This is a genomic window from Pseudomonas baetica (assembly GCF_051216495.1).
Lineage (GTDB): Bacteria > Pseudomonadota > Gammaproteobacteria > Pseudomonadales > Pseudomonadaceae > Aquipseudomonas > Aquipseudomonas baetica_B.
This window is the reverse complement of the sequence record NZ_JBPKAM010000095.1, coordinates 1-23,803: the sequence shown is the minus strand read 5'-3', so window position 1 is coordinate 23,803 and position 23,803 is coordinate 1. Positions and strand designations below refer to the sequence as shown.

Sequence of the window (23,803 nt, the reverse complement as noted above, 5' to 3'; positions counted from 1 at the left end):
GAGAAGGGGGGGAGTGCGTGTTCCTTGGGGGAACGTGTTCTGTCAGGGAGAAACCCCTTTTGTTGGGGGTGGGGGGGGTGGGGAACCCCCCCCCCCCCCCCCCCGCTCCCACAAAGAGCAACATCGGCCGGCAAGGATCTGTACAGAGGAGTAGTGGCATGAACAGGACCATCACATTTGCCAGTTGCGCCTTGGCTATCGGCGTGGGGCTGATCTGGTTGGGGGTGTCGAGGACATCCCCTCCGGTGATGCTCGACGAGGTGGCGCTGCCCAACACCTGGACCGGTCAGACCCTTGAGCGTGACGGTGTGACGGTGGCGCTCAATGTGCGACCGCTGGCGGAGGATGGTGTGCTGCGCGAAGGTGAATTTGCCGACGTGCAATTCCGTGTCACTGACAAGGCCTCGGGTCAACCGTTGGCGGGTGTCGCCCCCGGCGCCTGGCTCGACCCGGAAACCGTAGTCGCCGACAAGGCCCAGGGCCGCGAACAGAGCTGCAAGGCCCGGGTTGGTGTGTTCCTGAAATCGAACATCGGCGCGCGGCCGCTGCTGGACCTCAACAGCTACTTCCTGCTGGTGATGAACCGCGATGCCAGCGTTTCGGTGGTCGATCCGTCGGTATCCGTAGGCGGCATCACCAGCACCATGGCGCGCATCGACATCAAGCAACCACCGATGGATTGGGTCACGCCCAAGGACAACAAACGGGTCTTCGTGTCGATGCCGATCGCCAATGAAGTCGCGGTGATCGACAGCGAGCGATTCAAGGTGCTCGACTCGGTGGCGGCCGGCAACAACCCGGTGCGAGTAGCCCTGCAACCGGACGAACGCCTGTTGTGGGTCGGCAACAATGCCAAGTCGGCGGAGCAATCCGGGGTCACGGTGATCGACACCGGCAGCCTGAAAACCCTCAAACACCTGGCCACCGGCGGCGGACACCATGAAATCGCCTTCAGCAAGGACAGCCGGTTTGCCTTTGTCACCAACCGCGACGACGGCACCCTGAGCATCATCGATATCGCCAGTCTGACCCTGATCAAACAACTCAAGACCGGCTCGCACCCGTTGTCGGTGGTTTACTCGCCGCTGTCCGGCGCGGCCTATGTGGCTGATGGCAAGGATGGCACGGTCACGGTGGTCGATGCCGCAAGCCAGTCGGTACGGCGGGTGATCAAGGTGAAGCAGGGCCTCGGCCCGATGGGGTTCAGCGCCGACGGTCGTTTCGGCATTGTGCTCAACACCCTCGAGAACCAGGCCTCGGTGATCGACGCGGCCACCGATTCGCTGATCCATGAACTGGACGTGTCCGCCGAACCCTATCAAGTGGTGTTCACCAAGGCTTACGCCTACGTTCGCGGGCTGGCGTCGTCCAAGGTGACGATGATCAACCTGGCGTCGCTTGGGGAAGGTCGCAAGCCGATCACCCAGGGTTTCGAGGCTGGTACCCAGCCGCCACGGCTGGCCGGTGATCTGCCGCTGGCCTCGAGCCTGGGCGTATCGCGGGACGAAAATTCGGTGTTCGTGGTCAACCCGGTGGACAACACCACCTACTTCTACGCCGAAGGCATGAACGCGCCGATGTCCGGCTACCCCAATCGCGGGCAAGTGGCGCGGGCGGCCCTGGTGATCGACCGCAGCCTGCGCGAGGTCGAGCCGGGACTGTACAGCGCGCGGATCAAGCTGCCGGCGGCCGGACGTTTCGACGTGGCGTTCCTGCTCAACCAGCCGAACATCATCCATTGCTTCAGCACCGTGGTCGAGCCAAACACCGCCACCCCGCAACTGGCTGGCGTGCCGAAAGTGGAGTTCATGCTCGACAAGTCCACCGCCGCCCTGGGCAGCCCTTACACCGTGCGCTTCCGCATCGTCCAGGGTAAACAGAAGGTTCAGCGCAGTGGGGTCAAGGACGTTCAGGTGCGCTACTTCCTGGCACCGAGTTCACGGCCTCAGTGGGTCGCGGCGCGTGACGTCGGCGACGGCGTTTACGAAGCCCCGGTCACCCTCGACCAGAAAGGCGCCTGGTACCTGCACGTGCGTGCAGCCTCCCTGGGCGCGAACTTTGACGACCAGACATTTGCCAGCGTTCGGGTGTTGCCCGGCGAAGCTCATTGAGAGGACATGGACATGAATCGATTTGCACACCGTGGACTGCTGACGCTCTGCCTGTTGACCGTGGGTATCGGCCAGGCGCTGGCTCATTCGGCGGATGAACATGCGGGCCACGCACCCGCCAAAAGCGCCAGTTCGGAGAAGGCCCAGGTGAAGTTCGCCGACGTGGCGCTGGTGGACCAGAACGGCAAGACCGTGCGCCTGGAAAAAGACCTGATCAGCAACAAGATCGTAGTCATGAGCTTCATCTACACCAGTTGCACCACGGTCTGCCCGGTGGTGTCGTCGATCATGGGCAAGGTGCAGAAACAACTGGGGGCACGGGTCGGCACCGAGGTGCAGCTGGTGTCGATCAGCATCGACCCGCAGCGTGACGACGCCAAGCGCCTGAACGACTACGCCCGTACTTTCCAGAAAGGCCCGGGCTGGAGCTGGCTCACCGGCACCCCGCAATCGGTCAATGAAACCCTCAAGGGACTGGGTAGCTTCAGCGGCGACTTCAAAAACCATCAACCGTTGATTCTGGTGGGCGACGGCAACAGCCGCCACTGGACGCGCTACTACGGTTTCACCGACCCGACCGTGCTCAGCCGTGAAGTCGAGAAACTCAGTGGCGAGCGCAACGCCCACGCCAAGCACACCGCCATTGCCATGGAGCACCAGCCATGAAAGCGCTCGCATTGACCCTCCTGACACTGAGTTTTTGCGTGACCAGCTTCCAGGCGTTTTCCCATGAAGGGCATGGCCAACCTGCAACCGCACCTGAAGCGGCGGCACCTGCCGTGGCGGCACAGCCGGCGGGAGGCACCCGCGATGCAAAAACCTGGTTCACCGATACGCCATTGCTGGATCAGAACGGCAATACCTTGCGCTTCTACAGCGACGCCTTGCAGAACCGCGTGGTGCTGCTCAACGTGATTTTCACCAGTTGCAACGATGCCTGCCCATTGATCACCCAGAAGCTCAAGCAAGTGCGCGAAGTGCTGGGTGACAAGGCGGATGGCATCACCTTTATTTCCCTTACCAGTGATCCGCTGCGCGACACGCCGGCGGTGCTCAAGGCTTACACCTTGAAACAGGGCGTCGATGGGCCCCACTGGTTTTTTCTAACTGGCGACAAGGCACAAATGGACCTTGTATTGAGCCGAATCGGCCAGATCGTGCCGACCCCCGAGCAACATTCAACCCAGCTGATCGTTGGCGATGTGGCCAACAAACGCTGGAGCAAAATCCGTCCCGACGCCCCGGCCGCCGCCATTGCTCAGCGCTTGCAGTTGCTGACGATGCCTGTGGCCGGTCGTTGAGTCCGCGCTATGAAAAGCACCCTGACCCTCGGCCTTTTGCTCCTGGCAAGCGTTAGCCTGTGCGCCCAGGCGTTGCCGCTGACGCCCAGCGAAAGCGCCGGGAAACGCTTGTACCGCGAGGGCGTATCGGCCAGTGGCGAGCCGATCATGGCGCGGATCGGCGCGGCCGGCATGTTGCTGCCGGCGACCAGCCTGCCGTGCGCCAACTGCCACGGTGCCGATGGCCTGGGGCGCCCCGAGGGCGGGGTGCGACCACCGGAATTGACCTGGTCGCGGCTCACCAGCACCTACGGCCAGCAGCAGGTCAATGGACGCACGTACCCGGCTTATACCGACAGCACCTTTGTGCGGGCGGTCGAGCAAGGGCGAGACCCTGGCAACAATCGGCTCGACCCGGCGATGCCGCGCTTCGTGCTGTCGATGAGTGATCAACGCAACCTCACGGCCTACCTCAAGCGTCTGGCCGAAGACCGCGACCCGGGCTTGAGCCCCGACAGCCTGCACCTGGGCACGTTGTTGCCGAGCAGCGGAGCCTTGAGCGAAGAGGGCGCCACGGTGGCGGCGGTGCTCAAGGGCTGTGTGGCGCGCATCAATGAAGCGGGCGGGATTCATGGACGGGCGTTGCGCCTGACCATCCTCGATCCGGGCCCGGACCGCGCCAGTGCCGAGCAGGCCTTGAATCAACTGATCGAACGGGAACAGGTGTTCGCCCTGGTTGCCCCGCTGGCACCAGCACTGGATACCGAGCTGGCGCCACGCCTGGAACAGGCCGGCGTGCCCTTGATCGGGCCGCTATCGCTGCAGGGGACGGCGCAAGTTGGCCGGCAGATCTTCGAACCGCTGCCGGGGCTGCGCGAACAGATGATTGCCCTGGCCAATTACGCCGCCGCCAGTTTGCGGGTGTTGCAAGGACCGACGCTGATCGCTTACCCAAACGAGCCAGGTCAACAGCAAGCCGCGGAGAAACTCGCGCAGTACCTGCAAGACAACGCCTGGCAGAAAGTGCGCCTGCAGGCCTATCAGTCGGCGCAGGATGAATTGCCGCTGGGCTCTCGGTCGGTGTTCTACCTGGGCAGCAGCAGCGGTTTCCGTCACCTGGCTGAACGCCTGCAGACGGCAGGGCAGGTGCCTTATCTGTTTGCCGCGTCGAACCAGGTTGCCGGCGACCTGCAGCAAATGCCCAGGGATTTTTCCCGACGGGTGTTCCTGGCGTATCCGTTCGTGCCCAGCGACTGGACCCTGGCCGGGCGCCAGGCCCTGACCCAATTGCGTGAACGCCAACGCCTGGGCGGTGAACACGCGGTGCTGCAAGTCGGCGCATTCAGTTCGATGATGCTGCTCAGCGAAGGCATGAAGCAGGCCGGGCGAGATGCCAGCCGTGAAAAACTGGTCAGTGCCCTGGAGGGCCTGCATGACTTCGATACCGGCCTGACGCCGCTGATCAGCTTCGGACCGGGCCGGCGCCTGGGCCTGAACGGCGCCCATGTGGTCACCGTGGACTTGCCCGACCAGCGCTTCTTTCTGGTTGCCCCTTACAAACCCATTGCCGCCCTGCCTTGACTGGAGGCTGAACATGAAACTCAACGCTTTGCTGGTTCTGTTGACGTTGTGGGTGCCAACGGCCTTTTGCAGCAATGGCCAGATTGCAGCACGGGTCAATGGCGAGGAAATCAGCCAGATGCGCCTGGAGCGCTATTTCGCCGAATACCTTGAAGATCAGGGCCGGGCGGTCGCCAGCATCCGCAGCCCCAGCGCCTATAAACAGCTGCGCAAAGCGGCGCTGGACGCCTTGATCGACAAGGAGCTGCTCTGGCAGGAGGCCGTCAAGCGAGGCGTGGTGATCAGTGACGCCACGGTGCAAAGCCAGGTGGACCAGACACGTCAGACCATGGGCGGTGCTCAAGTATTCGCCCGGCGCCTGGAAGATGCCGGTTTCGATGAGGCCGCTTACATCGAATACACCCGCCGTGATCTGGCGGCGCAGCAGGTGTTCAGTGAACTCACCAAGGTCGGCGAACCGGAGGAAAAACAGGTCCGGGCGTTTTTTGAAGAGCACCGCGCCGAGATGAACCGGCCCGAGGAAGTCCAGGTCAGGCATATCCTGATCAAAGTGCCTCAGGGAGCGGAGGCTTCCACTGTTGAAGCTGCGAGACTACGCTTGGAGGCAATCCGTAAAAAAATCGGACAGGGGGCAGACTTCGCAAGCGTTGCCCGCGACAGCTCTGAAGACGCCTCGGCCAGCCAAGGCGGCGACCTGGGCTACTTTTCCCGTGGGCGCATGCTGCCGGAGTTCGAGGCGGCAGCCTTCGCATTGGCGCCGGGCGCGGTCAGCGAGCCGGTACGCACATCGGTGGGTTGGCATTTGATTTATTTAGAGAACCGAATGGAGGCAGCGGATGTCACAGAGGAGCAAGGACTTGACATGGTACGGGCGTACCTTGTCCGACAGAAACAGGTTCAGGCTCGTCTGCAGGTTCTGGCACAGCTGCGTTCCAGCAACCGGATCGAACGGATCGATGACGAATGAACGGTCCCCCAAAAGTGGGGGAAAGGTTCAATGCACACCCGTTCGGTTTTCCCCGCTTTTGGGGGTGGGGTACGTGGACGAAAAGGGCATTGTTTTTAAATTCAAGGACATGAAGCGATAAAACCACCGGCGCTCAGCCTGGCATGAAGTGTGCGTTAGACCTTGTAAGGCGCGCACTCTACCAGGTTCGGTATTCGGACCTGCGGTTTCAAGGAGTCCACCTTGTTAAACAAAGTACTGGTTGTTGAAGACGAACAGCTGCTAGCGGAAAACCTCCAGGGTTACCTGCAGGCGCAAGCGCTGGAAGTCCGGATAGCTCACAACGGTGAGACCGCGATCGGCGAGGCCGAACGCTTTTCACCCGATGTGATGGTGTTCGATTACCGTTTGCCCGACATGGAAGGCTTTCAGGTGCTCGATGCCGTCCGCCAGAACAGGAAGTGTCATTTTGTGCTGATCACAGGGCACCCCACCGCAGAAGTGTGCGAAAGGGCCCGGCAACTGGGAGTCAGCCACATCCTGTTCAAACCGTTTCCGTTGGCGGAATTGGCCCGTGCAGTCTGCGATCTTCTGGGGGTGGAGCGCGAACCCAAAACGGGCGTGAGCAGTTCCGAAGGCTTTGTCGAACGACGCCAGAGCAGGACCGAAAGTTTCCCGCTGCAGTTGTACGACGGTAGTTGGGTGCTCGCGGATCGCCGACGAAACAATACATCGGCTTCCAAAGCGCCAGACGACGAACAATTGCTCACCGGGGAGTAATGGCGCGACAAGACGTTCCGGCACCCGCCGCGATTGCTCGCCGCGCCGACAGGGCTCAAAGCCCCGGGCGTTGGAGAGCAAACCATGGACCGTCTATCCCTTGTCGTCGATGCAGTGCCGCTGGAGTGTGTACCGACCCGGTTTACCAGTGAGCAATTGGCCCAGGCACGATCCCTGGCTGCCGCTTCCGGCGAGCGAGTCCTGGAAGCCCTCGGGGAACTGTGCGAACTGGACCCCATGCCCTTCATTCAATGCCTGGGCACCACCCTGCATTATCCGGTGCTCGACACCGACAGCCTGTTTCAATCCACGCCGGTGTTCGATCGGGTCACCCTGGCCCAATGCCTCAAGCGCGAATTCATCCTGCTGCGTCACGACGACGCGGTCATTGGCGTATTTGCCGACCCCTTCGACACGGCCCGCCTGGCCTGGATCGACGACTGCCTGCATGGCGCGCCACTGTACCTGGTGCACGCCGACGACCTGAAAGCCTACCTGGCGCGTCACGAAGAGAGCTTCCACGCGGTGGAATCGCTCAACGCCCAGTCCGACGCCAACACCGAAATCGATAACCTGCAAAGCCTGTCCCTGACCAGCATCAGCGAAGACTCGAGCGTGGTGGTCAAGCTGGTCAACTCGACCCTCTATGACGCATTGAAAATGCACGCCAGCGACATTCACCTGGGCACCACCGGCAGCGGCCTGGTGATCAAGTACCGCATCGATGGTGTGTTGAACAACATCAGCAAGATCCAGGGCAGCGAGTTCGCCGAACAGGTGATCTCCCGGGTCAAGGTCATGGCCGAACTGGACATCGGCGAGAAACGCGTCCCCCAGGACGGTCGCTTCAAGATCGGAATCAACGGCCGGCAGATCGACTTCCGGGTGTCGATCATGCCCAGCATTTTCGGCGAAGACGCGGTGCTGCGGGTGCTCGACAAACAGGACCTGGCCGACAAGGTCTGCGGTGTGCAGTTGCAGGCACTGGGCTTCGAAGAGGAAACCCTGCGCCAACTGCGTCGCCTGGCCGCCGAACCCTACGGCATGGTGTTGGTGACTGGCCCGACCGGTAGCGGCAAGACCACCACGCTGTACGCGATGATCACCGAGATCAACCACGGCGTGGACAAGATCATCACCATTGAAGACCCGGTGGAATATCAACTGCCGGGTGTGCTGCAGATCCCGGTCAACGAAAAGAAAGGCCTGACCTTCGCCCGCGGCTTGCGCTCGATCCTGCGCCATGACCCGGACAAGATCATGGTCGGTGAAATCCGCGACCCCGATACCGCGCAGATCGCCGTGCAATCGGCACTCACCGGTCACCTGGTGTTCACCACCATCCACGCCAACAACGTGTTCGACGTGATCGGCCGTTTCACCCAGATGGAAATCGACCCTTACAGCCTGGTTTCCGCGCTCAATGCCGTGCTGGCCCAGCGCCTGATTCGCCTGGTCTGCGCCAGTTGCAGTACTGCCTACACCCCGAGCGAAGAAGAACTGGAAGCCTCGGGGCTCGATCCGCAACAGGTTGCCCACTACCACTTCGTCCATGGCAAGGGCTGCGGTCATTGCCGTGGCACCGGCTACCGCGGTCGCAGCGCGATCGCCGAGCTGCTGCACCTGGACGATGAATTGCGGCAGATGATCGTCGAACGCCAACCCATTTCGAAAATCAAGGCCCACGCCTGTAAACGTGGCTTGCGCCTGTTGCGCGAATCCGCGCTGGAACTGGTGCAACAAGGCCGGACCACTCTCGAGGAGATCAATCGTGTCACTTTTATCTCGTGAGCGTTATGTCGCCGTCCTCGGCGCCAGTGGTGTCGGCCTCGGCCAGCGCCAGGGCAATCAAACCCTGTGGCTGGGCAGCGTCGGCTACATCGATGAAGGCTTCCAGGCCTGGAGCGTGGCCCTGGAAACCCTCGACCGCCTGCTGGGCGAACATGCCCGTGCAGGTAGCGAGCTGACCGTGGTGATCTCCGGCCACTTCAGCCGCTTCTGCCTGGTGCCCTGGAGCGAGCAGATCAGCAGCCCTGACGAACTGCAAGGCTTCGCGCAACTGTGCCTGGAAGACCTGTACGGGGTACCGAACCAACCCTGGAACCTGGTGATTTCGGCCGAGCCTGCCGGCCACGACCGCATCGCCACGGCACTTCCCCAAGACTTGCTGGAGCGCCTGCGCACCCTGGTCAGCGGACGTGGCCTGCGCCTTCGCTCGGTGCAACCGTACCTGATGGCCGCCTTCAACCATTTCGATAAAAGCTTCGACACCGGGGACTTCCTGTTCGTGGTCGCGGAACCGGTGCGCAGCGTGATGCTGGTGGCCCGCGATGGACGCTGGACCTCGGTGCGTTCGGTGGGCAGTGGCGATAGCGATGCCGCATTGACCGCACTGATCGGTCGCGAAAGCCAATTGCAGGCGTCCACCAGCGAACGGCCACTGAACGTTTACCTGCACGCCCCGGCGCGCATCGACTCGCACCCTGAAGTACCGGGTGTGCACCTGCGAACTCTCGAAGAGGACCGGACTGCCGTACACGATTGCCTGTACGTCATGTCCCGGGCGGTGGCCTGACATGCGCGCCCTGATGCTCGACTTTCAGCCACGCCGCCGCTCGACGCCCCTGGGCTGGAGCCTGCTGGCCGGTGGCGTGGTACTGGCGCTGACCTGCATCGTGATTCAGCAACACCTCAGCGGTAAGGCCGAAGAGCAGCAAGGTCACCTGCAAACCACCCAGCGCGTCCTCAGTGGCGATACCGGTACCGGCACTGGCACCAAGATCAGCCTGACCCCGGCTGAAACCCGCGAGCAGGCACAGAACCTGGCGGAAATGCGCAAGGTTTCGCAACAACTGCGCCGCCCTTGGGAACGCCTGTTCGCCACCCTCGAAGCCATGCCCCGCGAAAACGTCGCCTTGCTGACGCTGACCCCGGATGCCCGCAAGGGCCAGGTGCGGATCAGTGCCGAGGCGCGGGACCTGGAAGCCATGCTTGATTTCCACCAACGCCTGGAAGCCACCGACGAGCTGTCCGACGTGTCGCTGCTGAGTCACGAAATCGTCGCCAACGTGCCGGAGCAACCGGTCCGGTTCAACCTGTCGGCCACCTGGGAGATCGGCGATGCAAATCCCTAAATTGATCGTCCGCGAATACCTGCAAAGCCTGGGCGTTCCTGGCTTGGCAGGTCTGGCCCTGGTGGTGATGGCGCTGACCTGGGGCTTGGCGGGACTGCTGCCGGACTGGCAATCGCTGCAAAGCCTTAGCCAGCAGACTCGCGAAGCCCGCGAGTACCTGGCGAAGGTCGAGGACGGCACGGTGGCCGCGCCAGTGGTGCCGCAGCGCCAGCTCGATGATTTCCGCAGCAAGCTGCCATCGCAACCCCAGGCCACCGTGGCCATCGACAAGATCTACGCGCTGGCTGCCCAGGAGCGCATCACCCTGTCACGGGGCGAGTACTCCCTGGGTATCGACCCCAAGACCCATCTGGCCCGTTATCAGATCCTGCTGCCGGTGCGTGGCAGCTACCCGCAACTGCGGCGCTTCATGCACGCCTTGCTCGGCCAGTTGCCGGCGGTGGTGGTGGAAGACCTGGAATTGCAGCGCAAGAAAATCGCCGACACCGACCTTAACGGACGGATCCGCATGACCCTTTACCTGTCGAGGTCATGATGAACAATAAACGAGCAGTGGGTTGGGTGGCGTTCCTCGGTGCAGCGGCAGCGCTGACCTGGTTCTCCGATGCCTTCAAACCGGCCGACGACGCCGAGGTCGAAGTGGCCGTCGTGGCCACTCCCGCCAAGGCCAAGGCCGGCGGTGCGCTGCCAGCGGCCAAAGCGTCCGGTGCGCCGGTGGCGATCAAGGACCTGAGCCCGGCCGGCGACCTGTTCGCCTCCCGCAGCTGGAAAAAGGCGCCGACCCTGGCCAGCGTCACCGAACAACCCGTCAACGTCGCCCCGGTGGTGCAGGCCCCCGCTGTACCGCCCATGCCTTTTCAGTTTATCGGTCGGATGGATGACCGTACCGACCTGCAGGTTTTCCTGCAGAACGGCGAAAAAATCTACGTCGTGCGCAAAGGGGATGTGATCGACGCAACATGGAAGATCGAGCGGATTTCCGACATGGAATTGAGCCTGGTCTATCTGCCTCTGCATTTGTCCCAGACTCTGTCTGTAGGGAGCGCGCAATGAACAAATCCCGGTTGCTGATGAGCATTGGTTTCTGTGCGGGGCTGGCCGCTTGCAGCTCGGCGCAGGTTGCCAAGGATGAAGGCACTGACCTGATGGCCTCGGGTCAGTACGAAGCCGGCCTGGCCCGGCTCGAGGAAGGGATTCGGGAGAATCCCCGTGATACCGAGCTGCACCTGGCGCTGACCAGCGGGCGGGCCCGGGCGGTCACGGCGCTGCTGGCCCAGGGCGACCTGGAACGTACTCAGCGTGACTTCGCCTCGGCACGCCTGACCTACGGCCGGGTGTTGACCATCGAGCCGAACAACCGCCGAGCCCAGGACTCCATCCGCCAACTCGATCACATGCGCAGCCTCGATGAAAAACTCGAACTGGCCCGTGGCGACCTGCGTCGCGGCGACATCTACGGTGCTGACCGCCAGGTGAAACAGATCCTGGAGCTGGACCCGAACAACGAAGGCGCCCTGGAACTGCAAAGCAATATCCGCCTGGTTCAGAGCCGCAACGTGGTCCAGTACCCGCAACTGCGCACCCGCCTGGACAAGCCGGTGACCCTGGAATTTCGCGACGCCAACCTCAAGACCATCTTCGAAGTGCTGTCCCAGGTCGCCGGCCTGAACTTCATCTTCGACAAGGACCTGCGTCCGGACATGAAAGCCACCATTTTCGTGCGTGACGTGCGCATCGAAGACGCCGTGGAACTGCTGCTGCAACAGAACCAGCTGCACCAGAAGGTGGTGAACGAAAACACCCTGTTGATCTACCCGGATTCGCCGCAGAAGCTCAAGGACTATCAAGAGCTGGTGATGCGTACCTTCTACCTGACCAGCATCGATGCCAACACCGCATTGAACATGGTCAAAACCATGCTCAAGACCCGCGACGTGTTCGTCGATGAACGCCTCAACACCCTGACCATGCGCGACACCGGCGACGCCATCCGCATGGCGGAAAAGCTCCTGCAATCGCAAGACCAGTCCAACCCTGAAGTGGTGCTGGAAGTGGAAGTGATGGAAGTCGCCACCCAGCGCATCCTCGACCTTGGCCTGCAATGGCCGAACACTTTCGGTGTGGTCAACAGCGACGGTTCGGCGGTGACCATTCTCGATCAGCTCAAGGGCATCGACTCCAGCCGGATCACCATCTCGCCTTCGCCACAAGCCAAGATCAACGCCCAGGACAACGACATCAACACCCTGGCAAGCCCCGTGATCCGGGTGAGCAACCGCGAACAGGCACGCATCCACATCGGTCAGCGCGTACCGATCATCAGCGCCACCTCGGTACCGTCCACCCAGGGACCGGTGATCACCGAAAGCGTGACTTACCTCGATGTCGGTCTGAAACTGGAAGTGCAGCCGACTGTACACCTGAACAACGAAGTGGCGATCAAGGTGGCGCTGGAGGTCAGTAATGCCACGCCGCTGGAACCGACCCGCCAGGGCACGATCCCGGTACAGGTCGATACCCGCAACGCCCAGACCACCCTGCGTCTGCACGACGGCGAAACCCAGATCCTCGCCGGCCTGATGCGCAACGACCATGGCGCCACCGGCAACAAGATCCCGGGCCTTGGCGATATTCCGGGGCTGGGCCGCCTGTTCGGCAGCAACAAGGACACCGTCGGCAAGTCGGAGCTGGTGTTGTCGATCACGCCTCGAGTGGTGCGCAACCTGCCTTACCAGAGCCCGTCGGACATGGAGTTCACGACCGGCACGGAAACCAGCATGCACATCCAGGCGCCGGATCGCCGGCTGGAGACCCCGGTAGAGCCTGTGCCTACGGTTCAAACAAAGCCTTCGGTTCAACCCAAGTCCCTCGGTCAGCCAGTCGCCACCAACGTACAAGTCACCGTCGGGAAGCCTTGATCATGAACGCCTCGCAACGCGGTTTTACCCTGATCGAAGTCGTGGTGACGCTGGCCCTGATCGGCCTGCTGGCCGGCATGGCCGCACCGCTGACCGAGACCGTGGTGCGCCGGGGCAAAGAGCAGGATCTGCGCACCGCGCTGTACCAGATCCGCGATGCCATCGACGCCTACAAGCGCGCTTTCGACGCCGGCTACATCGAGAAGTCGCTCAACAGCAGCGGCTACCCGCCGAACCTGAAAGTGCTGGTCGATGGTGTACGGGACGTGCGCAGTGCCAAGGGTGCCAAGTTCTATTTCCTGCGGCGCATACCCCATGACCCGCTGGCGGTGGCCAAGCGTGACGACGAAGGTGGCTGGGGCCTGCGCTCCTATGACAGTTCGGCTGAAAACCCACGGGATGGCGAGGACGTCTTCGACGTTTACTCCAAGGCCCGGGGCAAAGGCCTCAACGGCATCGCCTACCGGGAGTGGTGAGATATGCGCCGGGAAAAGGGTTTTACCCTACTGGAACTGATGGTGGTCATGGCAATCATCGCCACCCTGATGACCATTGCCTTGCCCCGTTATTTCAACAGCCTGGAGGCCTCGAAAGAGACCACCCTGCGCCAGAGCCTGTCGGCGATGCGCGAAGCGCTGGATCACTACTACGGCGACACCGGGCGTTATCCCGATTCCCTCGATCAACTGGTGGAACTGCGCTACCTGCGCAGCTCGCCCATGGACCCGATCGCCGAACGCAAGGACACCTGGGTCCTGGTGGCACCGCCTGAAGGCGTGGCCGGCGGGGTAGCCGATATCAAGAGCGGTGCCACAGGGAGGGCGCGTGATGGCAGCCTTTATTCCGAGTGGTAAACCGGGCGCGGAGGACGGCTTCACCTACCTGGGTGTGCTGTTTCTGATCATGGTGATGGGCATGGGCCTGGCCAGTGCCGGCGAATTGTGGGCCACCGCCGCCAAGCGCGACCGCGAACGCCAATTGCTGTGGGTTGGCACCCAATACGCCCAGGCACTGCGCAGCTACTACCGCAGCTCGCCTGGCCTGGCCCAGTACCCCAAGGAACTCGCCGACCTGCTGCAGGACGAGCGTTTTCCCAGCGCCAAACATCATATCCGCCAGCTCTATCCGGACCCGATTGGCGGTGGCGAATGGTTCCTGATGCGCGGTTTCGACGGACGTATCACCGGCGTCAGCAGTCCGTCCACGGACAAACCCCTGAAGCAGACTGACTTTCCTGCGCAGTGGTCCGACTTCAACGGTATGGCCAGTTACAAGGACTGGCAGTTCGTGGCCGAGAAAGCCTTTACCGACGGTGCCTCTGGCCCGGTCAAAGGCCAGTCCACCGCGCCCGAGGCGTTGCAGCCATGAACCGCTTCTGCCTGGCGTTGATCCTGGTGTTAAGCACCTCCATGGCCTCGGCGGCCGAAGAGGACGAAATGCTCGGTTTCATCATCGACGACACGATTTCGCACATCGGCCACGACTTTTACTACTCGTTCAGTGAACGCCTGCGCGCCACCAGCCCGATGGATTTCAACCTGGTGGTACGCGAACGACCTTCGGCTCGCTGGGGCAGCCTGGTGACCGTGGAATATCGACAACGTTTGGTTTATCGGCGCTTCCTGCCGCCGAACACCGTGGAACTCAAGGACGAGGCCTATGCCGCCGCCGACTGGGTACGCGGGCAGATTACACAGCGCAAGCTGGAAGCCTTGTTGCAGGACACAACGGACCTTGAGAGGGACGAACTATGAAAACGAAAACAATTGTGCAACGCACCGGTCTGTGCTTGCTGGGCCTTGGCGGCTGCGCACTGGTCCAGGCCACGGAACTGGTCTACACGCCTGTCAACCCTGCGTTCGGTGGTAATCCGTTGAACGGTACCTGGCTGCTCAACAACGCCCAGGCGCAGAACGACTACGACGACCCGGATTTGAAAGACCGCACCACCGCGACCGGGACCTCGGCCCTGGACCGCTTTACCGCGCAGCTGCAATCGCGGTTGCTGGGGCAATTGATGGACAACATCTCCACCGGCAACACCGGAAGCCTGTCGACTGACGCGTTTATCGTCAACGTCGTCGACGACTCAGGGCAACTGACGATTGAAGTGACCGACCGGGCTACTGGCGAGCTGTCGGAAATCAAGGTGAACGGCCTGAACTGATTCGGACCGGGTTGATGGGGAGTTAAGGACATGAAAAAAATAATAGCGCTAGGGCTGATGTTGGCGGCATTACAAGGTTGCGCACTGCGCGAGCCTTTGCCGGCAGAGCAGGACTCAAAAATCCCGACCCTGACCCCCAGGGCCTCGACCTACTACGACCTGATCAACATGCCACGTCCCAAGGGGCGGTTGATGGCGGTGGTCTACGGCTTCCGTGACCAGACCGGCCAGTACAAACCGACCCCGGCCAGCTCGTTTTCCACCAGCGTCACCCAGGGCGCGGCGAGCATGTTGATGGACGCCATGCAGGCCAGCGGCTGGTTCGTGGTGCTGGAGCGCGAAGGGCTGCAGAACCTGCTGACCGAGCGCAAGATCATCCGCGCCTCGCAGAAAAAGCCCAATACCCCGATAAACATCCAGTCTGAACTGCCACCGCTGCAAGCGGCAAACATGATGCTCGAAGGCGGGATCATCGCTTATGACACCAACGTCAAAAGCGGCGGGGAAGGGGCGCGCTACCTGGGTATCGACATCGCCCGGGAGTATCGCGTGGATCAGGTCACGATCAACTTGCGGGCCGTGGATGTACGCAGCGGGCAGGTGCTGGCCAACGTGATGACCAGCAAGACCATCTACTCCGTGGCCCGTAGTGCCGGGGTGTTCAAGTTCATCGAGTTCAAGAAGTTGCTTGAGGCCGAGGTCGGCTACACCACCAACGAACCGGCGCAGTTGTGCGTGCTGTCGGCGATCGAGGCGGCGGTCGGGCATCTGCTGGCGCAGGGGATCGAGCGGCGGTTGTGGCAGGTGGCGGGGGATAGCTCGACGCCCCAGGCGGACGAGACGCTGGATCGGTACCTGACGCAGGCCAAGGTAGTGCCAGAGGAACAAGAATAATCGAGGCGGCCTTCGGGCCGACCTGATTTCACGGATGTACCCGATCCCCTTGTGGGAGCGAGCCTGCTCGCGAAGGCGGCCGGCCAGCCGACCTTATTTTGCAGATGTACTCGATCTACTGTGGGAGCGGGCTTGCTCGCGAAGGCGGCCTTCGGGCCGACCTGAGTTTGCTTGATCGAGTACATATCCATTGCTGCGGTAACGGCCACTTATGGTTTCGCCCTTACGGCGAGTCCCTTTTTCAAACGCCGGAGTGCCGGCCCAGCAAAAAGGAACCAAAAGGCTTTGCCCCAGCGTCCGGCCCCTCGCTGACACTCGACCTGTTTGGTGGATGTACGCAGTCCCCCTGTGGGAGCGGGCTTGCCCGCGATAGCGGCCTGACTTTCGACGAAAATCTCAGGTGTCGAACCGCCTTTTGTGGCGAGGGAGCTTGCTCCCGCTCGGCTGCGCAGCAGTCGTCAATCCATTCCCTGGGGTGTGCCTACCTAAACCGTATCGCCTGATTTCGGTGTCGCTCCGCGCCCCAGCGCGAGCAAGCTCGCTCGCCACAGGGGTTTTGTGGTTGCAGGAAATTTCCCGGGGGCCGGAGCAAGGCTACATCGCCTAATCATGCTGGCGGAGAATTGGGCACTGGATAATCTCGATCCGCAGGGCTGAGCGCCTGTGGGAGCGAGCAGGCTCGCTCCCACAGGGATGCATTGAACTTTGGATCAGCTCAGTTCAAGCCAGATCGGCGCATGATCCGACGGTTTTTCCATGCCGCGCAGTTCGTAGTCCACCCCTGCGTCCTTGACTCGTGGCAGCAGGCCATGGGACGCCAGGATCAAGTCGATGCGCAGCCCGCGCTTGGGCTCGTCTTCGAATCCGCGGCTGCGGTAATCGAACCAGCTGAAGCGGTCGGCCACATCCGGGTTCAGGTGGCGGAAACTGTCCACCAAGCCCCAGTTTTTCAAGCGGGCCATCCACTCGCGTTCTTCCGGCAGGAAGCTGCATTTGCCGGTTTTCAGCCAACGCTTCATGTTGTCCGGTCCGATGCCGATGTCGCAGTCTTCCGGGGAAATATTCACGTCGCCCATGACCACCAGTGCCTGGTCATTCTTGAACTGGCTCTCCAGCAATTGTTGCAAATCGCTGTAGAAACGCTCCTTGGCCGGGAACTTGGTCGGGTGGTCGCGGCTTTCGCCTTGTGGGAAATAGCCGTTCATGATGGTCACCGGCACGCCATTGGCATCGGCGAACGTGCCCCAGATGAAGCGTCGCTGCGCGTCTTCTTCATCGGTGGCGAAACCTTTGTGCAGGGCCATTGGCTCCTGGCGCGAGAGCAGGGCGACGCCGTAATGGCCCTTTTGCCCATGGAAATACACGTGGTAGCCCAGAGCCTTGATTTCGTCGAGTGGAAACTGGTCGTCGTGGACCTTGGTTTCCTGCAGCCCGATGACATCGGGCTGATGTTTTTCGATCAGCGCCGCCAGCTGATGGGGACGGGCACGCAGCCCGTTGATGTTGAAGGAGACAATCTTCATGGTCGGCAGTCCTGGCAAAAGGGCGATGCTAGCTGACATGTCCGAATGGGGCCAGTGGTGGGGTGAGAGGAATTGCCATGTTCTGTCAGATCTTCATCGACAGTGCTGGCCCTTTCGCGAGCAGGCTCGCTCCCACAGGTTTCGAGTCTGGTCTATACCTTTGTGGGAGCAACTGTCTTCACCATGCCATTTGTCACCGCCAGGCTCGAACCCATAAGAAAGAGCGCAGCCACCCGCGCCGCGCCGGGGAGATCAACCGTCATGCCCGAAACGTCTACCGCCATTGCCGATATTCATATGCTCGACAGCGGCTATTCCCGCGAAGCGCGTTCGCTGTTGTACCAGGCTTACCGGCACGAACCGACGTTCAGCTACCTGTTCGAATCGGAGCGTCCCGGCTATGAGCAGCGGGTGCGCGCGACTGTGCGGGAACTGGTTCTGCAACACTTTCTGCAGGACTTGCCGGCCATCGGCCTGCTGGTCAACGACCGCTTGATCGGCATCGCCCTGATCGCGCCGCCGCAGCGCCGGCTGGGCATCACCGAAAGTTGGGCCTGGCGTTTGCGCATGGTGCTCAGCACGGGTTTTCGTTGCACCCGTCGCTACCTTGAGTATCACGAAGCGGTCGCCGCCTGCGCGCCGTCCGACTCGGTGCATGTCTTGCCGTTGCTGGGGATACATCCGCAGTTCCAGGGCAAACACTTCGGCGAGCAGTTGCTGCAAGCGGTGCACAACTGGTGCGCGGTGGATGAAAACTCACAGGGGGTGGTTCTCGATACCGGGGATGCGCGGTATCTGGAGTTCTACAAGCGTCAGGGCTATGAGGAGATCGGCGAAGTGGCGGTAGGACCTGTGCGCGAGCATGTGTTTTTCCACGCCAATCCCCAGGTGGTGCAAACCGCCACGGCTTGAGTGTCGAACTTTCCGGGCGCGCCAGGTTCTATCACCCTTCCGATGTTTACAAGCCATCACGTGATAGCATCCGCGCCTATGAAGTTTCCAGGAAGAATTACCAGTGGCGTGCTCATGCTGATCAGCAGCTGCGCGGCACTGGCCCAAAGTGAATTGGATGTGCGGATCAAACCGTCCAACGATGCACTGAAAGCCAATATAGAGGGCTATATCGGCAGTCTCGGCGATCGTGACGAAGAAGCCTTGCTGCGCTTCAGTCGTGGCGCCGAGGAACAGGCGCGCAAGGCCGCCCAGGCCCTGGGTTATTACCAACCGCAGATCGACAGCGACGTGAAGGGCGGCAAAACGCCGCGCCTGATCCTCACCATCGATCCTGGCGAACCGGTGCATTTGCGCAACGTCACCATCCGCATCGACGGCCCGGCGGCGTCCCTCAAAGCCTTTCGCGTACCCAAGGGCCATGCCCTGCAAACCGGCGCGGTGCTCAACCATGGCCAGTACGATGACGCCAAGCGCTTGATCCAGAACCAGGCCTCGCGCTACGGCTTTTTCAGCGGCCATTTCACCCGCTCGAAGTTGTCGGTCGATCCGCGGGCCGGCGTGGCCGACATCGAGCTGATCTACGACAGCGGTCCGCGTTACTCCCTGGGCAAGGTCAGTTTCGAAGGCGACACGCCGTTCGACGAAGACCTGCTGCAACGCATGGTGCCGTTCAAGGCCGGCACGCCCTATGACTCCGAACTGATTGCCGAGCTCAGCCAGGCGCTGCAATCGAGCGGCTATTTCGAAGGCGTGCGGGTCGATGCGGCGCCCACGGCTTCCAAAAACGACGTCATTCCGGTGGACGTCAAGCTCGACACCCGCAAGCCACGGACCATGGGCCTGGGCCTTGGTTACTCCACCGACGTCGGGCCACGGGTGAAAGCCAACTGGACCCGGCACTGGGTTAATCCGCAGGGCCACAGCTACGGCTGGGAGACCGAAGTCTCGGCGCCAAGGCAAAACGTCGGGTTGTTTTATGACATTCCGCTGGATCCGCCACTGACGGACAAACTGCGTTTCGCCGGCGGCTATCAGAACGAAGAAATCGCTGACAAGGACAGCCTCAGCAAGCTGCTGACCGTCGGCCCGGAATGGCACAGCAAATTGCCCAGCGGCTGGCAGCGAGTGGTCTCGCTCAAATGGCAGCGAGAGGAATACCGGCTCGGCGACGACTCCGGGCTCAGTACCTTGTTGATGCCCGGCGTGAGCTATACGTACCTGAAAAGCGACAACCGCATCGACCCGCATAACGGATATCGCCTGGCCTTCGAAACCCGCGTCGCCAAGGAAGGGTTGGGCTCGGACAGCAATGTGTTGTATGGCACGGCACTGGTCAAAGGCCTGACCACGGTCTTCGACAAGCACCGCTTGCTCGGTCGGGTGCAGGTCGGCGGCAGTGCCACCAACGGCTTCAACTCGATACCGCCCTCGCTGCGTTTCTTCGCCGGCGGTGACCAGAGCGTGCGTGGTTATGACTATCAGAGCCTGTCCCCGGAAAACAACCAGGGCGACCGCATTGGTGGCCGCTATATGGTCGCCGGCAGCGCTGAGTACCAATACTCCGTCGCCGAGAAATGGCGGGTCGCGACCTTCGTCGACCAGGGCAACTCCTTCAATAACCTGGATCTGCCGAGTCTCAAGACCGGGGTTGGTATTGGCGTGCGCTGGGTGTCGCCGGTAGGCCCGATCCGCCTCGACCTGGCCCATGCGCTGGACGACGATGGCGGTATTCGATTGCACTTTTCCATGGGGCCAGAGCTGTGACGCGTGCTTTGAAAATAACGCTGCTGGCGATACTGGCGCTGGTGTTGCTGATCACCCTGACACTGACCAGCGTACTGGGTACGGCGGCGGGCAGTCGCTGGGCGCTGGGGTTTGTGCCGGGTCTGACTCTGGATAATTTCCAGGGCCGCCTCGGCGGCCAGTGGAGCGCTGACCACGTGTTGTGGCAACAGGGCAGCGACCGGGTCGAGTTGAATAAAGTGATCTTCGCCTGGTCACCGCTATGCCTGACGCGCATGACCCTGTGCATCGAGCAGTTGAAGGCCGATCAGGTCAGCCTGCAAATCCCCCCGAGCAACGAACAGCCAGACAGCGGGCCGATTAGCCTTCCGGACTTGAAGCTGCCCGTCGCATTGGAACTTGGCGACATTCAGGTCGGCAGTCTACTGTTCAACGGCAGCGAACAGCTCAAGGGCCTGCAACTGGCGGCGCACTGGACCGAGAAGGGCATGCAGATCGACTCGGTGCAATTGCAGCGTGATGAGCTGAGCCTGAACCTGTCCGGCTTGCTGCAACCCACCGGTAACTGGCCGCTCAAGGCCGAAGGCACACTGACCCTGCCGGCTCCGGGCACCGAGCCTTGGACGCTGGCCCTGCAAGTCGACGGCGACCTGCTGAAAACCCTGAACCTGAAAGCCAACAGCAGCGGTTACCTCAACGGGCAACTGACCGGCGAACTGCAACCGTTGGTGGAAAACCTGCCGGCCAAGGTGCGAATCACCGCTGACAGCTTCAAACCCGACGCGGACCTACCGGACACCCTGCAATTCAATCAACTGGTACTTAGCGGTGAAGGCGACCTGAAAAACGGTTATCAGCTGCTCGGCAACGCGACGTTGCCCGCCGAACAAGGCCCGGTAGCGCTGGTGTTGCAAGGCAAGGTCGACGCCAACGGGGCGCAGATCGCCGCGCTGGACCTGACGGCCAACGACAAACAAAGCCTCAAGCTCACCGGGCAGTTGAATTGGAGTAAGGGTTTCACCGCGGACGCGAAAGTCGATTGGCTGGACTTTCCCTGGCATCGCCTCTACCCGGTGATCGACGAACCGGAAGTCACCTTGCGCACCTTCAAGGGCGAAGTGTCCTACACCGATGGCAAGTACCTCGGTCACTTCGACGCCGCGGCGGACGGGCCAGCGGGTGCCTTCACCCTGACCAGCCCATTCGCCGGCGACTTGACGAAAATCTATCTGCAACAAATTCAACTGACCGCCGGGCAAGGCAAGGCCGAAGGGCACCTCAACCTGCAATTCGCCGATGGCATTGCCTGGGACACCGCGCTGGACCTGTCAGCGATCAACCCGGCGTATTGGGTTGCGGAGTTGCCGGGCACCCTCGCCGGACCGTTGCGCAGCAAAGGCGAGATGAAGAATGAAAAGCTCAGCCTGAGCGCCGACCTTGATTTGAAGGGCAAGCTGCGTGGCCAACCCGCCGTATTGCAAGCCAAGGCCGATGGCGGCGGCGAGCAATGGAACCTCAATGCGCTGCAAATCCGCCTGGGCGACAACAGCATCAACGGCAAGGGCAGCCTGCAGCAGAAACTCGCCGGGCAGATCGACATCAAGCTGCCGCGACTCGCCCAACTCTGGCCGCAACTGCGTGGCCAGATCAACGGACGCGTCGATGTCGCCGGCACGCTCAAAGCCCCGCAAGGCAAGCTTGGGTTGCAAGGTTCGCAACTGGCGTTTGCCGAGCATCGCCTGCAAAGCGTCAACCTGGATGCCACCCTCGACAGTGCGCAGCGGGCGAAAATCGACCTCAAGGGCAGCGGCATCCAGACCGGCGATACCTCGCTCGGCACCCTGACCGCCAGCGGCCAGGGCGACATCAAAAACCAGAAGCTGAGCCTCGATCTGCAAGGACCGAAGCTGAAGCTGGCCCTGGGCTTCGATGGCGCGCTGGACAAAGGCAACTGGCGCGGCCGTCTGGCCAGCGGCGATATCCAGGCCGGTGGCCAAGACTGGAAGCTGCAAGGCCCGGCGAAGCTGGAACGGCTGGCGGACGGTAAAATCAACTTCGGCGCCCATTGCTGGATGTCCGGCCCGGCCAGCCTGTGCGGCGAAGACCAGCGCCTGATGCCGGAACCGAAGCTGCGTTATCACCTCAAGCAATTCCCCATCGACAGCCTCGCGCAGTGGTTGCCGAAAGATTTCGCCTGGCAGGGCCGTCTCAATGCCGACGTGCAATTGGACGTGCCGGCCAGCGGTCCGAATGGCCAGATCAGCATCGACGCCAGCGGCGGCACCTTGCGGGTCAAGGAAAAGGATCAATGGCTGGACTTCCCGTACCAGACCCTGAACCTCACCAGCAAGCTCACGCCCAAGCGCATCGACACCGACCTGAATTTCGTCGGTGGCAAGCTCGGCGAACTAATGGTGCAGGCGCAGATCAATCCGCTGCCGAAAAACAAACCGCTGACCGGATCGTTCCGCCTGACGGGCCTGGACCTGTCGGTGGCACGCCCGTTCGTGCCCATGGTCGAGAAACTGACCGGCCGCTTGAACGGCAGCGGCACGATTGCAGGCACGCTGCTGGCGCCGCAGGTCAACGGCAATCTGCTGCTCAGTGACGGCGAAGTCTCCGGGCCTGAGTTGCCGATGGAGATTAAAGCCTTGCAACTGCGGGCGGTCATTGCCGGTGAAACCGTGCAGCTCAACGGCGACTGGAAAAGCGGCAAGGCCGGGCAGGGCAGTCTGACTGGCGATGTCGCCTGGGGCCAGGCGCTGGTGGTGGACCTGGCGCTCAAGGGCTCGCAATTGCCGGTCACCGTCGAACCGTATGCCAAGCTCGAAGTGGCACCGGACCTGAAGATCTCGATCAAAGACGACAAGCTGGCCGTCGCCGGCAAAGTGCACGTGCCCAAGGGCGATATCACCATTCGCGAGCTGCCGCCGTCGACGGTCAAGGTCTCCGATGACACAGTGATCGTCGGCCAGCAGACCGAAGAGGGCAAACCGCCGATGGCCACGGTGATGGACATCGATGTGGTGGTGGGTGAAGACAAATTGGCCTTTGCCGGGTTTGGCCTGACGGCGAACCTGCAAGGTCATGTGCACATCGGCGACAACCTCGACACCCGTGGCGAGCTCTGGCTCAACGACGGACGTTACCGCGCCTACGGTCAACGCCTGACAGTACGTCGTGCGCGGCTGCTGTTTGCCGGCCCCATCGATCAGCCGTACCTGGATATCGAAGCGATTCGCCAGACTGACGACGTGATCGCCGGCATTCGCCTGAGCGGCAGCGCCGAGCAGCCCACCACGCAGATTTTCTCCGAACCGGCCATGAGCCAGGAGCAGGCGTTGTCTTACCTGGTCCTGGGGCGTCCGCTGAGCACCAACGGCGAGGACAACAACATGCTCGCCCAGGCCGCGCTCGGGTTGGGCTTGATGGGCAGCTCCGGGGTAACCGGCAACCTGGCTAAGAACCTGGGCATCGAGGACTTCCAGCTCGACACCGAGGGCAGTGGCAATGCCACCAGCGTGGTCGCCAGCGGCAACCTCTCCGAGAAGCTCAGCCTGCGTTACGGCGTCGGCGTATTCGAGCCGGCCAACACCATTGCCTTGCGCTACAAACTGAGCAAAAAGGTCTACCTCGAAGCCGCCGGCGGCGTGGCCAGTTCGCTGGACATCTTCTACAAGCGGGATTTCTAACCTCCCGTTCCCTCCAAAACCGAGTCGCTTTCTTCGCGAGCAGGCTCGCTCCCACAAGGATCACGCTGTACCTGTGGGAG

Annotated in this window: 22 protein-coding genes; 21 read left to right on the top strand and 1 reads right to left on the bottom strand. The window is 61.9% G+C overall.

From position 1 onward, the window contains the following. The first annotated feature begins 158 nt into the window (after positions 1–158). From ACSFE6_RS25325 to ACSFE6_RS25240, 18 genes are all read left to right on the top strand, one after another. Entirely contained in the window at positions 159–2,111 is a 1,953-nt protein-coding gene (locus ACSFE6_RS25325) for a cytochrome D1 domain-containing protein (protein ID WP_435430148.1), read from the top strand. Between the two features lie 12 nt (positions 2,112–2,123). Further along, positions 2,124–2,777 carry an SCO family protein gene (locus tag ACSFE6_RS25320; protein ID WP_435430147.1) on the top strand — a complete coding sequence of 218 codons (654 nt, stop codon included), beginning with the start codon at positions 2,124–2,126 and terminating at the stop codon, positions 2,775–2,777. After that, complete coding sequence (locus ACSFE6_RS25315) at positions 2,774–3,412, top strand: SCO family protein (RefSeq protein WP_435430146.1); 639 nt, start codon at positions 2,774–2,776, stop codon at positions 3,410–3,412. The genes ACSFE6_RS25320 and ACSFE6_RS25315 overlap by 4 nt, the downstream gene beginning before the upstream one ends. Before the next feature lie 9 nt (positions 3,413–3,421). Beyond that, complete coding sequence (locus ACSFE6_RS25310) at positions 3,422–4,972, top strand: cytochrome c/ABC transporter substrate-binding protein (RefSeq protein ID WP_435430145.1); 1,551 nt, start codon at positions 3,422–3,424, stop codon at positions 4,970–4,972. A 13-nt stretch (positions 4,973–4,985) separates the two neighbouring features. After that, positions 4,986–5,939: a peptidylprolyl isomerase gene (locus ACSFE6_RS25305; protein ID WP_435430144.1), complete on the top strand. Its 954-nt coding sequence runs from the start codon at positions 4,986–4,988 to the stop codon at positions 5,937–5,939. 222 nt (positions 5,940–6,161) lie between these two features. Beyond that, positions 6,162–6,698 carry a response regulator gene (locus ACSFE6_RS25300; RefSeq protein ID WP_435430143.1) on the top strand — a complete coding sequence of 179 codons (537 nt, stop codon included), beginning with the start codon at positions 6,162–6,164 and terminating at the stop codon, positions 6,696–6,698. An 84-nt stretch (positions 6,699–6,782) separates the two neighbouring features. Next, positions 6,783–8,489 (top strand): GspE/PulE family protein, encoded by a 1,707-nt coding sequence (locus ACSFE6_RS25295; RefSeq protein ID WP_435430142.1) that lies wholly within the window; start codon positions 6,783–6,785, stop codon positions 8,487–8,489. After that, positions 8,470–9,273 carry a hypothetical protein gene (locus ACSFE6_RS25290; RefSeq protein WP_435430141.1) on the top strand — a complete coding sequence of 268 codons (804 nt, stop codon included), beginning with the start codon at positions 8,470–8,472 and terminating at the stop codon, positions 9,271–9,273. Before ACSFE6_RS25295 ends, ACSFE6_RS25290 begins: the two co-directional genes overlap by 20 nt. A 1-nt stretch (position 9,274) precedes the next feature. Next, entirely contained in the window at positions 9,275–9,832 is a 558-nt protein-coding gene (locus tag ACSFE6_RS25285; RefSeq protein WP_435430140.1) for a PilN domain-containing protein, read from the top strand. Then, a complete protein-coding gene (locus ACSFE6_RS25280; protein WP_435430139.1) occupies positions 9,819–10,367 on the top strand; it encodes a GspMb/PilO family protein in 549 nt (182 codons plus the stop codon). The genes ACSFE6_RS25285 and ACSFE6_RS25280 overlap by 14 nt, the downstream gene beginning before the upstream one ends. Then, positions 10,367–10,885, top strand: coding sequence for a hypothetical protein (locus tag ACSFE6_RS25275; RefSeq protein WP_435430138.1), 519 nt, complete (start codon positions 10,367–10,369; stop codon positions 10,883–10,885). Before ACSFE6_RS25280 ends, ACSFE6_RS25275 begins: the two co-directional genes overlap by 1 nt. Further along, positions 10,882–12,750 (top strand): secretin N-terminal domain-containing protein, encoded by a 1,869-nt coding sequence (locus ACSFE6_RS25270; RefSeq protein WP_435430137.1) that lies wholly within the window; start codon positions 10,882–10,884, stop codon positions 12,748–12,750. Before ACSFE6_RS25275 ends, ACSFE6_RS25270 begins: the two co-directional genes overlap by 4 nt. A 2-nt stretch (positions 12,751–12,752) precedes the next feature. After that, the gene (locus ACSFE6_RS25265; protein WP_435430136.1) at positions 12,753–13,226 is read left to right on the top strand and encodes a type II secretion system protein; all 474 of its coding nucleotides are present in this window, start codon (positions 12,753–12,755) and stop codon (positions 13,224–13,226) included. A 3-nt stretch (positions 13,227–13,229) separates the two neighbouring features. Further along, complete coding sequence (locus ACSFE6_RS25260) at positions 13,230–13,604, top strand: type II secretion system protein (protein WP_435430135.1); 375 nt, start codon at positions 13,230–13,232, stop codon at positions 13,602–13,604. Next, positions 13,579–14,118 carry a type II secretion system protein gene (locus tag ACSFE6_RS25255; protein ID WP_435430134.1) on the top strand — a complete coding sequence of 180 codons (540 nt, stop codon included), beginning with the start codon at positions 13,579–13,581 and terminating at the stop codon, positions 14,116–14,118. The genes ACSFE6_RS25260 and ACSFE6_RS25255 overlap by 26 nt, the downstream gene beginning before the upstream one ends. Beyond that, positions 14,115–14,504, top strand: coding sequence for a curli production assembly/transport protein CsgE (csgE, locus tag ACSFE6_RS25250; RefSeq protein ID WP_435430133.1), 390 nt, complete (start codon positions 14,115–14,117; stop codon positions 14,502–14,504). Before ACSFE6_RS25255 ends, csgE begins: the two co-directional genes overlap by 4 nt. Next, positions 14,501–14,917 (top strand): curli assembly protein CsgF, encoded by a 417-nt coding sequence (locus tag ACSFE6_RS25245; protein ID WP_435430132.1) that lies wholly within the window; start codon positions 14,501–14,503, stop codon positions 14,915–14,917. The genes csgE and ACSFE6_RS25245 overlap by 4 nt, the downstream gene beginning before the upstream one ends. 30 nt (positions 14,918–14,947) lie before the next feature. Continuing rightward, complete coding sequence (locus ACSFE6_RS25240; RefSeq protein ID WP_435430131.1) at positions 14,948–15,811, top strand: CsgG/HfaB family protein; 864 nt, start codon at positions 14,948–14,950, stop codon at positions 15,809–15,811. A 710-nt stretch (positions 15,812–16,521) separates the two neighbouring features. Here ACSFE6_RS25240 and xthA read toward each other — a convergent pair. Then, positions 16,522–17,334, bottom strand: a complete 813-nt coding sequence (gene xthA, locus ACSFE6_RS25235; RefSeq protein WP_435430130.1) for an exodeoxyribonuclease III — start codon at positions 17,332–17,334, stop codon at positions 16,522–16,524. 261 nt (positions 17,335–17,595) lie between these two features. Between xthA and ACSFE6_RS25230 the strand changes: the two genes are divergently transcribed. The 3 genes from ACSFE6_RS25230 to ACSFE6_RS25220 all read left to right on the top strand — a co-directional run bounded on the left by ACSFE6_RS25230 (position 17,596) and on the right by ACSFE6_RS25220 (position 23,723). Then, positions 17,596–18,246 (top strand): GNAT family N-acetyltransferase, encoded by a 651-nt coding sequence (locus ACSFE6_RS25230; protein ID WP_435430129.1) that lies wholly within the window; start codon positions 17,596–17,598, stop codon positions 18,244–18,246. A gap of 78 nt (positions 18,247–18,324) precedes the next feature. After that, positions 18,325–20,052, top strand: coding sequence for an autotransporter assembly complex protein TamA (locus ACSFE6_RS25225; RefSeq protein ID WP_435430128.1), 1,728 nt, complete (start codon positions 18,325–18,327; stop codon positions 20,050–20,052). Then, a complete protein-coding gene (locus tag ACSFE6_RS25220; RefSeq protein WP_435430127.1) occupies positions 20,049–23,723 on the top strand; it encodes a translocation/assembly module TamB domain-containing protein in 3,675 nt (1,224 codons plus the stop codon). The genes ACSFE6_RS25225 and ACSFE6_RS25220 overlap by 4 nt, the downstream gene beginning before the upstream one ends. Positions 23,724–23,803 lie beyond the last annotated feature (80 nt).

What these genes read in the sequence shown, in the direction of transcription:
- ACSFE6_RS25260 (WP_435430135.1), top strand. Translation starts at nt 13,230, where the DNA reads ATGCGCCGGGAAAAGGGTTTTACCCTACTGGAACTGATGGTGGTCATG.
- ACSFE6_RS25315 (WP_435430146.1), top strand. Translation starts at nt 2,774, where the DNA reads ATGAAAGCGCTCGCATTGACCCTCCTGACACTGAGTTTTTGCGTGACC.
- ACSFE6_RS25245 (WP_435430132.1), top strand. Translation starts at nt 14,501, where the DNA reads ATGAAAACGAAAACAATTGTGCAACGCACCGGTCTGTGCTTGCTGGGC.
- ACSFE6_RS25270 (WP_435430137.1), top strand. Translation starts at nt 10,882, where the DNA reads ATGAACAAATCCCGGTTGCTGATGAGCATTGGTTTCTGTGCGGGGCTG.
- xthA (WP_435430130.1), bottom strand. Translation starts at nt 17,334, where the DNA reads ATGAAGATTGTCTCCTTCAACATCAACGGGCTGCGTGCCCGTCCCCAT.
- ACSFE6_RS25310 (WP_435430145.1), top strand. Translation starts at nt 3,422, where the DNA reads ATGAAAAGCACCCTGACCCTCGGCCTTTTGCTCCTGGCAAGCGTTAGC.
- ACSFE6_RS25280 (WP_435430139.1), top strand. Translation starts at nt 9,819, where the DNA reads ATGCAAATCCCTAAATTGATCGTCCGCGAATACCTGCAAAGCCTGGGC.
- ACSFE6_RS25305 (WP_435430144.1), top strand. Translation starts at nt 4,986, where the DNA reads ATGAAACTCAACGCTTTGCTGGTTCTGTTGACGTTGTGGGTGCCAACG.
- ACSFE6_RS25225 (WP_435430128.1), top strand. Translation starts at nt 18,325, where the DNA reads ATGAAGTTTCCAGGAAGAATTACCAGTGGCGTGCTCATGCTGATCAGC.
- ACSFE6_RS25240 (WP_435430131.1), top strand. Translation starts at nt 14,948, where the DNA reads ATGAAAAAAATAATAGCGCTAGGGCTGATGTTGGCGGCATTACAAGGT.
- ACSFE6_RS25265 (WP_435430136.1), top strand. Translation starts at nt 12,753, where the DNA reads ATGAACGCCTCGCAACGCGGTTTTACCCTGATCGAAGTCGTGGTGACG.
- ACSFE6_RS25275 (WP_435430138.1), top strand. Translation starts at nt 10,367, where the DNA reads ATGAACAATAAACGAGCAGTGGGTTGGGTGGCGTTCCTCGGTGCAGCG.
- ACSFE6_RS25325 (WP_435430148.1), top strand. Translation starts at nt 159, where the DNA reads ATGAACAGGACCATCACATTTGCCAGTTGCGCCTTGGCTATCGGCGTG.
- ACSFE6_RS25295 (WP_435430142.1), top strand. Translation starts at nt 6,783, where the DNA reads ATGGACCGTCTATCCCTTGTCGTCGATGCAGTGCCGCTGGAGTGTGTA.
- ACSFE6_RS25285 (WP_435430140.1), top strand. Translation starts at nt 9,275, where the DNA reads ATGCGCGCCCTGATGCTCGACTTTCAGCCACGCCGCCGCTCGACGCCC.
- csgE (WP_435430133.1), top strand. Translation starts at nt 14,115, where the DNA reads ATGAACCGCTTCTGCCTGGCGTTGATCCTGGTGTTAAGCACCTCCATG.
- ACSFE6_RS25230 (WP_435430129.1), top strand. Translation starts at nt 17,596, where the DNA reads ATGCCCGAAACGTCTACCGCCATTGCCGATATTCATATGCTCGACAGC.
- ACSFE6_RS25255 (WP_435430134.1), top strand. Translation starts at nt 13,579, where the DNA reads ATGGCAGCCTTTATTCCGAGTGGTAAACCGGGCGCGGAGGACGGCTTC.
- ACSFE6_RS25320 (WP_435430147.1), top strand. Translation starts at nt 2,124, where the DNA reads ATGAATCGATTTGCACACCGTGGACTGCTGACGCTCTGCCTGTTGACC.